The following is a 14812-nucleotide window of genomic DNA, read 5'->3' as shown; positions in this document are numbered from 1 at the left end:
AAGAGGCGCACCTTATGGATGCGCCTCTTTGTGTGTTTGTAAGAACGAAACAATCTAGCCGCTGTGCACCATAACGCGATTCTTTCCCGCGCGCTTTGCCGCATACAAAGCTTCATCAGCCAGTTCTACTAACTGAAACCCATTCTCAAGCGACTCGTTCATCGAAGCCATTCCTACGCTGATGGTCAACGGCTGATTCTCCCAGTCCTCAGTCGCGACCCGCTGCATGACCCGTCGGGCGAGGCCCATGGCGCTCTCTTCGCCGCTTTCCGGCAGTAGGACCACAAACTCCTCCCCTCCATACCGCGCGGGCAGATCGGGCAACCGCACTGTCGTTCGCAGAATCATGCCCAGTCGTCGCAGCACTTCGTCACCTGCCGCGTGGCCCCACCGGTCATTAATCGTTTTGAAGTCGTCAACGTCGATCAACAGCACGGAAAGCTCCCGCTTCCTCCGTCGCGCCAGCGAAAACTCCATCACCAGCCGCTCCTCGAACGATCTGCGATTGCGCAATCCCGTAAGTTCGTCGGTGACAGCGAGCTTGCGCAGCTGGTCGTTGGCATCTTCAAGCTCGCGATGATAGCGTTCCAACTCCGCGTGATGCGCTACCTCCTCCGACACATCGACGGCCACCCCGGCCAGCAGTACATTTCCCGCTGAATCGTGGCAGGGAAACTTGAAGGACCGCAGGGAACTGACCGATCCGTCGGAGTTCCGAATGTGCTCCTCGGTCTCGACCATCTTTCCGCCAGCCATCACTTCGAGATCATGAGTTCGTACGGATTTGGTCAGCTTTCTGGACCAGAGCTGCTCGTCGGTTCGTCCGAGCCACGCATATTCGCTAACGCCAAACCTCTGCGCGAAGCTGCGATTGTAGAAGAGTAACCGCCCGGCGGCATCTTTGATGTAGCTCAGAAACGGGCTCGCATTCATGAAAGCGCGAAACAGTTCTTCGCTCGCTCGGAGTCCTGCGCTTGCCCTTTCCTTTTCCGCCAGTGCCTGTTCTAGTGCCCGGCGCTGAACTATCGCTTGCAGGCGAAGACTTATCTGCCGCCCGAAGATTTCGAGAGCCTCAGATTGATCCTCGCTGAGGATGCGAGGGGACATATCGACCACGCAGAAGGTCCCGATCGGCTCACCGTCGGAGTCATGCAAACCCACCCCGGCAAAGAATCGTATCGCCGGATCCGGGGTAACCAGGGGATTGCTGGAAAATCGGCTATCCAGCAGGGCATCCTTCACCATGAAGAGACCAGTCTGCCGCACCGCGTGTGCGCAAAAGGCCACCTCCCTCGGGGTCTCGCCCATCTTAAGCACTTCGGACGCACGATACCATTGGTGTCGCTCATCAAGCAGCGTCACCAGGCCGAGTGGAGTTCCGCAGAGACAGGCAGCAAGCCTAACCAGTTCGTCACATTCAAGCTCTGGCTGGGAGTCCAACAAATCACGTGTCCAGATCGCCCTTAAGCTAGCGGCTTCAGCTTCTGTTCGACGCACGCTCATCTATCACCGTAAAAACAAGACAAGAATAGCTGCGGTAACTTGCATAAGCCAGAGGCAATTTCAAGTGCTTACGAAAGTAACACCTTACTTTATTCCCATTGTGGGATTATGGGAAACGACAAACAAGATTAAAGACAGATTCCAGCAAATTTCTATGGTTTTAGGTCTCCGCCTTGCTCATCCCTTCCCCCTGCTCTAAGCTAGAGACAATCATGTACGAAGACTTCAAAGTAACCGACCGCTGGACCGGGGAAGACCTCCACTGCGTATGGAAAGGCACCATAGTGGCCATCGCGACTCGCCATGCCGATGCCACCGACATCCGCTTTGCCGTCAATGGCAGACCAGTCTGGATCGCCATGCCGAACCTGGCCTGGGTCGAGCAGAAGCGCCGTACGGGGCATGTCATTACGGATTATCTTGCGGCGCAGACCGCCGGCCGGTATCTGCAGCACGCTGTCAAGTCCGGATACGATAATGGCCGCGAGATGTACACCATGACGGTCGATGAGGTTCTAGAACACGCCAGCGCCGTCGTAAAAGAGGCTGGCCGTACCGACAATCTTCCCAGTCTTCCCGTCATCAACGACAATATTCGGCCCGAAGACGAGTTGGGCATCCACCTTCCAGGCGAACCAGCATAACCTCCCAGGGGTTTGGTCCATGTTCTCGCGCCGACGATTCCTTGTCTTGTTTCCTGCCTTCGCCGCCTCTGCGCGGGCCTTTGCGACGTGGCCCACTCGCAAAAAGAAAGTAGCTCCGCCGCCCCCGATTCATGTCTTCTTTGGAACTGACACGAATAAGGGAGTCAGCAAAGGTATCTACCGGTCGACCTTCGATCCCGCTCTTGGTCAACTGACTCCGCCAACACTGATTGCCGCCACGGTCCGGCCGTCTTATCTTGCGGTCACCCCGCCTGGTGTGGGACGCCGCTCGCTTTATGCGGTCAATGCCATCAACGATCCTGGCGCTACCGTTACAACTTTTATGCTGGATCCGAAAGATGGCAACCTTCAGCAGACCGGGCAGGTTCCCTCCGGCGGCGCCGGGCCTGCTTATGTCTCGGTAGACTCTACCGGGCATGCCGCCTTTGTGGCTAACTACTTCGGCGGTTCTGTCGCCTCTTACCGCATCCAGCCAGATGGAACGCTCAGCCAGCCGGTCGAACGTGTAGACTTTAAGGATCATCAGAAGTTCGGAGCACTTGGTCCTATCTCTGCTCGTCAGGACAACTCGCACCCGCATTGCGTTACCATCTCGCCCGATGACCGCTTCCTACTGGTCTGCGATCTTGGCACCGACCACATCGCAGTCTTTTACATTCATCCGGAGACGGGCGAGCTCTCCGACCCACATCTGTTCACCAACGAGCGTCCAGGTTGCGGGCCTCGCCACGTCGTCTTCCACCCCAACGGCCGCTGGGTCTACTGCATCAACGAGATCGACTCAAGTATCGATCGCTGCCTGTGGACAGCTACTCGTTTCAGTAATGCGCCGCAGGGCCTTTTGGTTAATTCCACCTTCTCGATCAAGACGATCGCGGCGGACTTTCCGGCTGAGAAGAATACCGCTGCGGAACTCACGATCTCTCCCGACGGAAATTTTCTCTACGCCAGCAATCGTGGGGAAGACTCGCTGGTCGTCTTCTCCATTGCAAGAAACGGCGACCTTGCGTTGCTCCAGCGGATCCCCTGCGGCGGCAAGACGCCTCGCCACTTCACGCTGGACACGACGGCGCAGTGGCTGCTCTGCGGGAATCAGGACTCCGCGAATGTCACGGTCTTTCGCCGCGATTCCTCCACGGGAAAGCTCTCCGGGCCTACGCAGACCGTCGCTTTGGATTCGCCGCTGTTTACCCTCTTCGCCTGAACCGCGAAGACAAGCGGCCCGACTAACCCTTAGGCAACGTAGCCATATCGATTACGAAGCGATACTTCACGTCGGCATTTAATACCCGCTCGTAGGCTTCGTCCAGTTTGTCGACCGAGATCAGCTCAATGTCGGAGACGATGTTGTGTTCGGCGCAGTAGTCCAGCATCTCCTGCGTCTGATTCATCCCGCCGATCCCCGATCCTGCCAGCGAACGCCGATTGGCCACCACCGAAAACGGAGCCACCGACAAGGGAGTTTCAGGAAGACCCACCAGGCACAGGGTTCCATTCAATCGCAGCAGATTCAGATACTGGTTGATATCGTGGGGCGCAGAAACGCAGTCGAGAATGAAGTCGAAGCTTCCAGTGTGTTTGGCTAGAGCTGCGGCGTCTTTGGTGACAACCACCTCATCGGCACCCAGCTTCTTCGCATCTTCGATCTTGTTTTCGGAGGTGGTGAACTGCACCACATACGCGCCGAAAGAATGAGCGAACTTCAAGCCCATGTGACCCAAACCCCCCAGTCCAACCACGCCCACCTTGCTGTTCGCTCCGACCTTCCAGTGGCGTAGCGGTGAGTAGGTTGTAATTCCCGCGCACAGCAACGGCGCCACCGCAGCGAGGTTCAGCTTCGGGGAGATCGTGTGGACGTAGTTCTCGTTCACAACAATGTTATTGGCGTAGCCACCGTAAGTGACTTCGCCCGCGTAGTTGCGCTTGTTGTAGGTTTCCACTGCGCCCTTCAGGCAGTACTGCTGCTCGTCGGCCTTGCAGTTTTCGCACACCCGGCAGGAGTCGACGATCACTCCGACGGCGGCAAGGTCGCCGACCTTGAACTTCTTTACCGCACCACCAACTGCGGTCACATGCCCGACGATCTCGTGCCCTGGCACCATCGGATAGATCGAACCGCCCCACTCATCTCGAGCCTGATGAATATCCGAGTGGCAGACGCCGGAGTAAGCAATCTCAACGACGACATCGTTCGCGCCTGGCTCACGCCGCTCGAAGCTGAAAGGAACCAGAGGCGACTTCTTATCGTGCACCGCATATCCACGTGACTTCATCTTTTCCCCTTTGTCGTTGCAGTGTGACGAGTAGCTCAAGAGATGTTGTTTGGCGCGATTCAGTTATTCGTCGTAGTGGAGCAGGCTTAATACGTCGTACTCTTGAAACTTTTCGCGGCCCTTCAGGAAATCGAGTTCAATCGCAAATCCAAGACCCGCGATCTCCCCGCCGAGCTGCCGCACCAGTTGCACCGTCGCCTGCATGGTGCCGCCGGTCGCGAGAAGATCATCCACGATCACGACGCGCTCGCCGGGCTGGATGGCGTCGAGATGAATCTCCAATGAATCGGTGCCGTACTCGAGATCGTAGTTGACTCGAGCCGTTGAGGCGGGCAGTTTCTTCGGCTTGCGCACCGGCACAAATCCCGCGTTCAGGCGATACGCCAGCGCCGGTCCGAAGATGAAGCCACGGGCTTCGATGCCCAGCACCAGGTCGATCTCTTTCCCAATGTAGTACTGCGCGAAGGCGTCGATCAGCGTGGCGAACCCCGCCTTATCCTTTAAGACTGTCGTGATGTCGTAGAACAGAATCCCAGGCTTGGGAAAATCCGGCACGGTGCGGATCAGAGTCTTCAGTGGTTCACAATTAATCGGTAGTGTCATCAGTTCTTACCAGGCTCCTTCAATCTCAAATGGTCCGAGCTGCGCGCCTTCACTCTCGACCAGTTCCTGTTCCTCTACGGCGTCGACGCGGCTGCCGCGCGAACCCTTCCGCAGCGCATCCTTCAACTCGGCAAGCTCTTCTGGTCTCCCCGCCGCAACGATCTCAACGTGACCCTGGTCGGTATTCCGGACCCATCCCCGCAGACCAATCTCAGCCGCCTCCTGGTGCACGAACCAGCGAAACCCGACTCCCTGCACGCGACCTTTTACGAGGTAATGGCACACCATGGAGCCTCCAGTGTCGCAGAGCAGCTACCCCCATGCAAGGAGCAGCAGACGAAAGAAAAGGCGGAGCCAGTGACTCCGCCATCTCTAAGAATGAGCTTTGTTATGCCCTGCTCATATAGGCGCCTTCTGCAGTATCCACGCGAATCTTTTCGCCTTCGTTAATGAAGGCGGGCACCTGCACGACGAGCCCTGTTTCGAGCTTTGCTGGCTTGGAGACAGACGACGCTGTCGCCGACTTGATCCCAGGCTCAGTCTCCATCACGGTCATCTCGACCACTCCCGGAAGCTCGATGCCGACTGCCTTGCCATCATGAAAGCTGACACTGATCGAAAGGTTCGGCAGCAGGTAATCGACGGCATCCCCCAAAGTGTCACGCTTCAGCATGGTCTGCTCGAACTTGTCATCCATGAAGTAGTACTCATCGCCGTCGTTGTAAAGAAACTCCATCTTCACCTCATCCACGTAGACGCGTTCAATCGGGTCAGGCGAGCGAAAGCGCTCGGTGAACATCGCGCCCGTGCGAACATTGCGAAGCTTTGCCTGGATGAACGCGCGGAGGTTGCCGGGAGTGCGATGCTCCACCGAGAACACCAGGTGAAGATCGTCCCTGTACTTGATAATCATGCCCGGGCGCATCTGCGTTGCGGGAATCGACATAAAAGAAAACCCCTGATCTGTGCTGAATTTCAGCTGTACTGAGAATTTTGGTGTGGGCATCGGCATCTCTGCCGGCGAGCCTACAACCCTATAATTGTAGCTCAGAGCGAATGTTTCCTGCTCCTGTAGCCGCGTTGACACCACGTCTGATCAGTCGCCAAAAATCTTTCGGAAGAACCGGCCCAGGGCGTGCGCGAAACCGTGGCGAGGGGGCGTCGGCGGTGGCGAATTGGGCGGGGTTGTAGTCTGCGCAGTCGCGCTCGTAGGGGCTTCTCCGGTCTTTCCCTTCGGATCCGGCGCAGCAGCCGGTGTCAAACTATCGGCTCCCTCTCCGGAGCTCAAGGTCGCCGCAACCTGCTCATGCAGATCTCCCGTAGGAGCTTGCGGCACCGCGACTGGAGCCAAGCCCGCGCTCACGGCAGCAGGGAAGGGATGCTGTTCCGCCGCAGTCTTTGAGGCGTCGCCCGCGTTCAAAAGTGCGTCGGCGACCGTCATCGTAGGCGCCGCAGGCTCCGAAGGGCATCCGCACGACGAACTCTCATGGTCGACGACCTCTTTCAGGCTGCCATGTTCGAAGAGCACATGCTGCCCGGGGTTCAGTACGTAACTTGTCTCCCCAAACTGGTCCGCGATGTTGAGCACAGGCGCCTGTGTCCCGCGATTTTCAACGCACGTATCGCCGTTCCGCGTCACGCGAAGTTGCAGATCGAGCGGGCCGTCTCCGCGCATCGTAAAACGCAGGTCCGGCGTCATCACCATGTCGTGCGTCGTCGCGGCCATCTGCACCTCAATCGCGCCGCGATCCAGCGCCAGCATCAACGGCTGCTGGCCAGTCGCCCCTTGGCCGGAGGTCAGATGCAGACCACTGGTCGCGCACACCCGCACCGTGCCGCCCCGCTTCAACTCAATCTCAGCCGTGTGATCTCTGGCCGTGACGGTCGTGTTCCCCACCAGAATCGCCTGACCGTTGCTCACCTCAAGCGCGCCTGCAACGTTCGCGTTCTGAATCCCCACCGTCCCAATCGGCTGCTGCGCCCGCGCCACTCCACACCCCATCGCGAACACCACCATCAGCCGACGCACCATCGCAACCCACCCTACATCTTCAGGAAATTTTGAATGATCTGTTTGCCGTGCACCGTCAACACGCTCTCCGGATGAAACTGCACGCCTTCAATCGGTAGCTCGCGATGCCGCAGCGCCATAATCGTCTCACCATCTGCTGTCCGTGCCGACACCTCCAGCTCCTCCGGCAGCCCCTCCTCCGACACAATCAGCGAGTGGTATCGCGTACACGTCATCGCCGACGGTATCCCCGCAAAGATGGTCTTTCCATCATGCTCCACCTCGCTCGTCTTGCCGTGCATCAGCTTCGGCGCGCGAATCACATTGCCTCCAAACGCCGCTCCAATCGCCTGATGCCCCAGGCACACCCCAAGGATCGGCACCCTCCGCCCACCCGCCGCACCCAACGCAGCGAAGTGCTTGATCAGCTCCATGCTGATCCCCGCATCCTGCGGCGTACAAGGCCCCGGCGAGATCAAAATCCTCTCCGGCCGCAGCGCCTCAACCTCCTTCGGCGTCAGCTCATCGTTGCGCCGAATCACCATCTCGGCCCCAAGCTCACCCATATACTGCACCAGGTTGTAAGTAAACGAATCGTAGTTATCCAGAACAAAGACCATAGCAATTAAATTCTACGCCCCAAGCATTAGTCGGAACCAAGTGTTGAGACACTAAGGCCATGAAACCGTCGCCGATGAGAGACATTGCGAAGTCGGGATCAGTTCACCGTATTTGCTATTGATTTAACATTATTCAGGCTTTCTGGGAGCCGATGAAGAGACCTCGCGCTTTAGCGCAAATGCGGAATAGGTCTTGTAACTCTGCCCGTCAGAAGTTACTTCCCATTCGTAATTGAAACTATTGGGTGCAAGGTGAAAGGTAACGCGGTCAATGCTCTTTTTGCCTTTGCTGTCAGAGTTCGCACGAAAGGCAGAAAATTCGCCTAACCCTTCAGACGCGAAACGATCCAAGCCCGTGACCCTCAGATGCTCGTCTGGATCTTCTCCAAAATGCATCGTCATCTCGGATTTCGAGAGATTCAGAGCTACGAATCGTGACCCCTTCCCCGCGTTGTCGATATAGTCCCAACGCATCAGGTGTTTCTTTGGAAGCTCAGAAATAACTATCTTCACGGGTTCCTCTACCATGGCACCGTTCCGTAACGTCTGTTCGAAACCGACCCAGGTTCCGTCAAAGTTTCTGTACAGGTTATTGGTCGGCGCTGTTTGACCTCCTACAGCCGTCGACACAACGAGAATTGAAAACAACCCTAGCGTTAGCCCCTTACGAATCACGTGTTCCCCCAGAGATCGCTATAACCAGAAAATATGCTGCAGGAATTTCAATAACATTACTAGAACACCACGCAAGTTGATTTCGGTACCGAACTGATCTTGTTGCGGCTTCGATTCCATCCGCAGCGGAGGTACTCGCACCTACGCAAGATTCGCTAAACGCCCCTCGCCCGTTCAATCGCCCGCACCACCGCCCGCGCCTTATTCACCGACTCCTCAAACTCTTTCTCCGGCACCGAATCCGCCACGATCCCCCCGCCCGCCTGAAAGTGCCCCTGCCCGCCGTTCATGAACAGCGTCCGGATGGCAATGCAAGAATCCAAGTTCCCGCTGAAGTCCGCATACAGCACACTCCCGCCATACACCCCACGCCGAGCAGGCTCCAACTCCTCAATAATCTCCATCGCCCGAATCTTCGGCGCACCGCTAAGCGTACCGGCAGGGAAGCACGCACGAAACGCATCCAGCGCCCCCAGCCCAGCCTTCAGCTTGCCTTCCAGTGAACTCACCATATGCATCACGTGGCTGTACCGCTCCACGAACATCAGATCCTTCACCTTCACTGACCCAAACTCACTCACCCGCCCCACGTCGTTCCGCCCCAGGTCGACCAGCATGATGTGCTCGGCGACCTCCTTTTCATCCGCGCGCAGATCCGCCTCCATCGCCCGATCCTTCGCTTCATCCGCACCCCGCGGCCTCGTCCCCGCAATCGGCCGATACTCCACCTCACGCCCATGCACCCTCACCAGCAGCTCCGGGGACGACCCCACAATATGCGCCACAGAAGATCGGGGCGGTACCGAAGCGGGTGCCCCACGTCTGGCCTTTGCAGACGAGGGTTTCAACCCGGCCTCGCCAGCATCCTCCAAACCAAAACGCAAAAAGTACATATACGGCGAAGGGTTCACAATCCGCAGCGCACGATAGACCTCAAACGCATCCACCCCCGGCACGCAATCGAACCGCTGCGAGATCACACACTGAAACACATCCCCAGAAGCGATGTACTCCTTCGTCTTCTCCACTGCCTTTAGAAACGCAGCCTTTGGGGTGCGCGAAGTGATCTTCAACCTCCCCTCAGGCTTCTTCTTCTTGCGTACCGGCAACGCCTCCGCCAGTCGCTTTTCCATCTTGTTCAGCCGACGCACCGCCCGCTCATACGCACCCTCGCGAGCCTCCCGCGTCAGGTCCGCCGTCACCATCAGGTGAATCTCCTTCTTCACATGGTCGAACGCCAGCACCTGGTCAAAAAACATCAGGCAAGCATCCGGAACTCCCAGCTCATCCTTCGCCAGCGAGGGCAGCTTCTCAATCTGCCGGACCACGTCATACGCAAAGAACCCCACCGCACCAGCCGTAAACGGAGGCAGCCCCGGCAACCGCGCCGGAGTATGCCCACTCAGAGCCTTCTTCAGCTCCTCAAAGATGTCCCCGTCAAACGCGCTCTCCCGCCGCCCCTCGCGAACCGTAATCCGCGTCCCCCGCGCCACCATCCGCTTGTACGGTTGTATCCCGATAAACGTATAGCGCCCCACATGCTCGCCGCCTTCAACCGACTCCAGCAGAAACGCCTCCGGCTCCTCGGAAGCAATTCGCAGAAACGCCGACACCGGGGTCTCGAGATCTGCCGTCACCGTGCGATAAACGGGCACCAGCGAGTGTTTACGGCTTAATTTTAGAAATTCAGCGGCAGAGGGGAGGGAGTTGGAGTCAAAAGAAGGCATGTCTTCCTCCATCATAAATGCGTCTTTATGCACGTTTTAGGTCGAATCGGCGAACCTTGACTAAGGCGGATACTCCCCCATTGGTTTCATTGCATATCGTCATTCCAGCGGCCTATACTCGCCAAGTTTGGCCACAGACCGGTCTGGCACAAGCTGTATCCTGCTTCTTGTGAGGCAAAACGATGGCCGGAGAATCGCTGATACCAGCAACAGAACAAAGGAACGTAAAAATGCAGACGCTTACGCTCGAGCAGGAGACTAACCCCTGGGAAGCCCAGGCCGCTCGATTCGACTTCGCCGCAAGAAAACTCAACCTCGATCAAGGCATCTGGAAGGTCCTCCGCTACCCCTCCCGCGAACTCATCGTCCACATTCCCGTCGGCATGGACGACGGCTCCATCGAAGTCTTCACCGGCTACCGCGTCCAGCACTCCATCGCTCGCGGCCCAGCCAAAGGCGGCATCCGCTACGCCCCCGACGTCTCCCTCGACGAGGTCCGCGCCCTGGCCTCCTGGATGACCTGGAAGTGCGCCGTCGTCAACATCCCCTTCGGCGGAGCCAAGGGCGGCATCATCTGCGACCCCAAAAAAATGTCCCAGGGCGAACTCGAACGCATGACCCGCCGCTACACCGCCGAACTCATCGAATTCATCGGACCGGAAAAAGATGTTCCAGCGCCCGACATGGGCACCGACGAGCAGACCATGGCCTGGATCATGGATACCTACTCCATGCACATGCGCCAGACCGTCAACGCCGTCGTCACCGGCAAGCCCGTCAACCTCGGCGGCTCGCGCGGACGCAAAGAAGCTACCGGCCGCGGCGTCTCCGTCGTCTGCGATGAGGCCATGAAGCATCTCGGCATGTCCATCGACGGCTGCCGCGTCATCATCCAGGGCTTCGGCAACGTCGGCTCCAACTCCGCCAAGCTGCTCGCACAGAAGGGCTACACCGTCATCGGCATCGCCGAGTACGACGGTGCCCTCTACAACCCCAACGGCATCGACATCCACGCCCTCATGGAACATCGCAAGCGTGCCGGCACCATCACCGGCTTCACCGAGGCCGAGGCCGTCGACAAGCACGAACTCCTCACCTACAACTGCGAGATCCTCATCCCCGCAGCAACCGAGAACGTCATCACCAGCCGCAACGCCGACCGCATCCGCTGCAAGATTCTCTGCGAAGGCGCCAACGGCCCGACGACGACGGTGGCCGACGAGATCCTCGCCGACAAAAAAGTCTTCATCATCCCCGACATCCTCGCCAATGCTGGCGGCGTCACCACCAGCTACTTCGAGTGGGTGCAGGATCGCATGGGCTACTTCTGGACCGAGGCCGAGGTCAACCAACGCCTCGACAACATCATGACCGAGAGCTTCCACGACGTCGTGACCTACGCGCAGAACCACGGAGTCAACAACCGCATCGCTGCCTACATGCTGGCGATCGACCGCGTGGCCTACACCACCAAACAGCGCGGCATCTACGCCTGACGCTCCTGCAACAACAAGCCGAGAGGCAGCTCACAAGGCTGCCTCTTTTGCTGTCACTTACTATCGTCCGGTAGCTGAGCAGCTACTCCTGCACGATCACTTTTATCCTGGCTGACACGACGGCCGACACGATGCTGGCTGCCGTTCCAGATTCTGTCCCGACGACTCGAATCGTATAGCTGCCTGGCTTGGTCCCCAGGTCGGTGCAGGCTCCACATCCGGTCAGCGAAGCCGTTCCGCTGATGGCAAGAACTGCCACCAGCAAGTTTCGAATCGTCCGACGCCGCTTACCCGGGATGAGCAATACAACCAGCGCAGCAAGAGTCGTACCCGCAAACGGCAGACCAGCCGTCCGCGACTCGGAGTCCGCGACCTCGCAGGATCGTGGAGCCATCATGCTCACCTGCAGAGTCGTCGTCCCGCCACCTCCAGGAATCGTTGACGCTGCGAAGATACAGGTCGCCTCCGAGGGAAGATCGCTGCACGATAACTGCACCGGCTGCATATACCCGGCCTGAGGAGTCACTGTCACCTGCAGGCTGACCGTCCCGCCCACCTTCGTAGTCGCGGAGCCAGTCACCGAAATGCTGAATGCATTCGTTGTCGTCGTCACCGGCAGCACCGTCACCGTTACCGGTGCGGAGGTCGATCCCTGATGCGTTGCATCTCCGGAGTACACCGCAGTCAGGGTATGTCTCCCTACTGCGAATCCGGAGCCTGCACTCGCGGGGCAGCTTGCCGTCTGGGTTACAGCGATTGTGCAGATGTTCGTTGTGCCGTCAAAAAAAGAGATTGTCCCGGTCGGCGTGCTGCCATCGCTCGCAGTCACTATCGCAGACCCACTGACCGTCTGTCCGAAGTAGATCGTCGACGGTGTCGAAATCGTAAAGACCACCGTGGTCGAAATGCCCGTTACTGCGTGCGTCCCGTTCAATACGATGCTGTTGTAGGCGGAGCTCCCGCTGTACTCTGCTGTCAATGCATGCCGTCCGATCGGCGTCGTTCCAGAAACCGTGATCGAAGCCACACCGCCGCTCACAGGCACCCTCCCGAGCATCTTGCCGTCGAGAGAAAACATCACAGTTCCCGTCACCTGTGGGCCATCTGCCGGAGGAGTGACCTGCGCCACAATCGTAAAGCTCTCGCCATAGTCCGTCGCGTTCGGCGCAGCTGTGAGCACGCCTGAAACAGGTTTCGTTTTGGCCGTGTTGAGCAGCACCGTGATCGCACCGGTAATGACATCGTCGCTCGCTGGCGTCGTTGGCCCCAACGCCGAGTTCGCAATCACCGTCCCGCCATTGGCAACAACAAGATCCGTAAATCCATCCCTGTTCACATCTCCGGCAGAGATCGAATTGATTCCCATTCCTGCAAGGAAGTGCGCCTCCGCCCCAAAGGCCCGCCCGCCAAGATTGCTCTGCACGCTCACCACATATCCATCGCTCATCACCAGGTCCGGCCGCCCATCGCCGTCCAAATCGATCGCCGCCAACTGGTAGAAGTTTCGTGATGGCGTCATTACCACAGGCGTCGAGAAGCTTCCGTCGGCGCTCCCATACCAGAGATAGATTGCATTTGCTGCGGCTGCGGTCGGGTGAGCGTGATCGGCGCTCGTGTTGTCGCACGCCGCGATCACGTCCTGATTGCCATCTCCATCGAGATCGACCGTGACTGACGCGGTCTGCACAAGTCCCGCTCCCTGCGGCGCTCCCGGCAAGCCGGCAACCTGAACCTCCACGGTCGTACTCACCAGCGCGGCCGTCGGTGTCGCGACAGAGGAGAACGTTCCGTCTCCATTCCCATGCAGCAACAGCGCCTGCGAAGCCGAAATATTCACAACCGCATCCAGATTGCCCGATCCGCTGAACTCTCCCAAAGCTCCCCTCAGCGCCGGTTGACCAGCCGAAAACGCGCGGGAACTTCCAAGTCCTCCATCCGCACTCCCCAACAGAACTGCGATTCCCTCAGGCGAATCCACCGCCACATCCAGAACGCCGTCGCCGTTGAAGTCCGCCGCTGCAAAGCTCGTCCGCCCCGGCCCCGCGTTGTAGATCCCCTTTAGCGTCAGGCTCAAATCACTCTGCTCAAAAAGAACGCTGATGCCAGCGGGAGTCGCCGTATAAAAATTGTGGCGTCTTGCGATATCCGTCACCCCGACCAGGTGTCCCCCCAAACCAGTCGTCGCATCTGGGCTCCCACTTCCGCCCTCAGATCTGGTCGAAAAACTTCCATCGGCGTCTCCATGAAAGATCTCAATCCGTCCATCGACGCCCTCCAACACCAGGTCGGGATGTCCGTCGCCGTCGACGTCATGCAGCAGCATGCTCCGCGTCGCGCTTGAGCCGGCAAAGCTCCCGAAAGGGGTCAGCAGTCCATTGGCCGATCCAAGAAACACATCCACCGCGCCGCTGACGACGGACTGAATCACCAGGTCGGTGTGACCATCCCCATTCAGATCTGCAGTTGCCATCGGCCCAACGCCGCCCACGAGCCGCGTTCCGACGATCCTCACCAGAACTCCGCTCGCATCGCTCGTCATCGTAATCAGCGAAGGGTTCGCGGCATCCTCCACCAACAGGTCCAGGGTCCCCGTATCGTTCAGCTGCGCCCCCATCACGTAGCGGAACCCAGGCGCATTCGTTCCGAGAATCGCGAAGGTCCCAAGTTCCTGCGCCGGCCTGAAGGTTCCATCGCCGTTCCCCAGCGCCAGATAAGCCTTCCCGAGCCCGACCGCGCCCCAAACCCACGCCAGGTCCACATGCCCGTCGTGATTGAAGTCTGCGACGGCAATCGAAGCCCCCGCGGTAGCCAGTGTCTGGCCGGGTGCGAAGCTTCCGTCCCCGTTGCTGAGCAGGATATGAGTCGTCGACGAGGTCGCTGTAGCGCCGTAGTCGGTGTAGAGCAGGTCGGCCCGGCCGTCTCCGTTCACATCGCCCGCCACAACTCCAGAGGGCCAACTCCCCGTAGCAATCATCAGAGGCTGTTGAAACTGCTGCGCGGGCTGTTGAAACTGCTGCGCCGTCGCAGCCATCAGGCTTAGCGAGCAGAAGGCTATCGTCCTCGGCAAGACACCACGAATCGGCATATCGAAACGCTCGAACTACTTCTCTATCGGCGTTATCGAAGGAACAGAGAGGTGCATCTGAAGTTAGAGTCCAGGTAGAACGCCTGTTTCGGGAGGGAAGGAGAAGCGTCCGCCGAGCCGTCGAAACGCCAGCCCGTTTCGCTAAAGTCCTCCG

Annotated in this window: 13 protein-coding genes; 3 read left to right on the top strand and 10 right to left on the bottom strand. The window is 58.5% G+C overall.

Going from position 1 to position 14812, the window contains the following annotated elements; translation table 11 throughout:
* Nucleotides 1-54: 54 nt before the first annotated feature.
* Nucleotides 55-1503, bottom strand: a complete 1449-nt coding sequence (locus tag HDF10_RS17585; RefSeq protein ID WP_260177973.1) for a GGDEF domain-containing protein — start codon at nt 1501-1503, stop codon at nt 55-57.
* A 212-nt stretch (nt 1504-1715) separates the two neighbouring features.
* On the opposite strand from HDF10_RS17585, the gene HDF10_RS17580 reads away from it, so the two are divergent.
* Nucleotides 1716-2147, top strand: coding sequence for a hypothetical protein (locus HDF10_RS17580; RefSeq protein ID WP_183815694.1), 432 nt, complete (start codon nt 1716-1718; stop codon nt 2145-2147).
* A 19-nt stretch (nt 2148-2166) separates the two neighbouring features.
* On the top strand, nt 2167-3372 hold the full coding sequence (locus HDF10_RS17575) for a lactonase family protein (RefSeq protein ID WP_183815692.1): 1206 nt from the start codon (nt 2167-2169) through the stop codon (nt 3370-3372).
* A 22-nt stretch (nt 3373-3394) separates the two neighbouring features.
* Here HDF10_RS17575 and HDF10_RS17570 read toward each other — a convergent pair whose 3' ends face one another.
* From HDF10_RS17570 to trpE, 8 genes are all read right to left on the bottom strand, one after another.
* Nucleotides 3395-4441, bottom strand: coding sequence for an NAD(P)-dependent alcohol dehydrogenase (locus HDF10_RS17570; RefSeq protein ID WP_183815690.1), 1047 nt, complete (start codon nt 4439-4441; stop codon nt 3395-3397).
* 63 nt (nt 4442-4504) lie between these two features.
* Complete coding sequence (locus tag HDF10_RS17565) at nt 4505-5044, bottom strand: adenine phosphoribosyltransferase (RefSeq protein ID WP_183815688.1); 540 nt, start codon at nt 5042-5044, stop codon at nt 4505-4507.
* A 6-nt stretch (nt 5045-5050) separates the two neighbouring features.
* Entirely contained in the window at nt 5051-5332 is a 282-nt protein-coding gene (locus HDF10_RS17560; RefSeq protein WP_183768724.1) for an acylphosphatase, read from the bottom strand.
* A 100-nt stretch (nt 5333-5432) separates the two neighbouring features.
* Nucleotides 5433-5990 (bottom strand): elongation factor P, encoded by a 558-nt coding sequence (efp, locus tag HDF10_RS17555; RefSeq protein WP_183815686.1) that lies wholly within the window; start codon nt 5988-5990, stop codon nt 5433-5435.
* Nucleotides 5991-6140: 150 nt separating this feature from the next.
* On the bottom strand, nt 6141-7076 hold the full coding sequence (locus HDF10_RS17550; RefSeq protein WP_183815684.1) for a nuclease: 936 nt from the start codon (nt 7074-7076) through the stop codon (nt 6141-6143).
* 11 nt (nt 7077-7087) lie between these two features.
* Nucleotides 7088-7675, bottom strand: coding sequence for an anthranilate synthase component II (locus HDF10_RS17545; RefSeq protein WP_183815682.1), 588 nt, complete (start codon nt 7673-7675; stop codon nt 7088-7090).
* Nucleotides 7676-7804: 129 nt separating this feature from the next.
* Nucleotides 7805-8188, bottom strand: a complete 384-nt coding sequence (locus HDF10_RS17540; RefSeq protein WP_183815680.1) for a hypothetical protein — start codon at nt 8186-8188, stop codon at nt 7805-7807.
* Between the two features lie 317 nt (nt 8189-8505).
* Nucleotides 8506-10077 (bottom strand): anthranilate synthase component I, encoded by a 1572-nt coding sequence (gene trpE / locus HDF10_RS17535; protein ID WP_183815678.1) that lies wholly within the window; start codon nt 10075-10077, stop codon nt 8506-8508.
* 230 nt (nt 10078-10307) lie between these two features.
* Between trpE and HDF10_RS17530 the strand changes: the two genes are divergently transcribed.
* Nucleotides 10308-11573, top strand: a complete 1266-nt coding sequence (locus tag HDF10_RS17530; protein WP_183815676.1) for a Glu/Leu/Phe/Val family dehydrogenase — start codon at nt 10308-10310, stop codon at nt 11571-11573.
* 82 nt (nt 11574-11655) lie between these two features.
* Here the strand turns inward: HDF10_RS17530 and HDF10_RS17525 are convergent, their stop codons facing one another.
* Complete coding sequence (locus tag HDF10_RS17525) at nt 11656-14658, bottom strand: FG-GAP-like repeat-containing protein (RefSeq protein WP_183815674.1); 3003 nt, start codon at nt 14656-14658, stop codon at nt 11656-11658.
* Nucleotides 14659-14812 lie beyond the last annotated feature (154 nt).

Origin of the sequence: Tunturiibacter empetritectus (assembly GCF_014201375.1) — a bacterium.
Lineage (GTDB): Bacteria > Acidobacteriota > Terriglobia > Terriglobales > Acidobacteriaceae > Edaphobacter > Edaphobacter lichenicola_D.
This window is presented reverse-complemented; position numbering and strand designations above follow the sequence as displayed.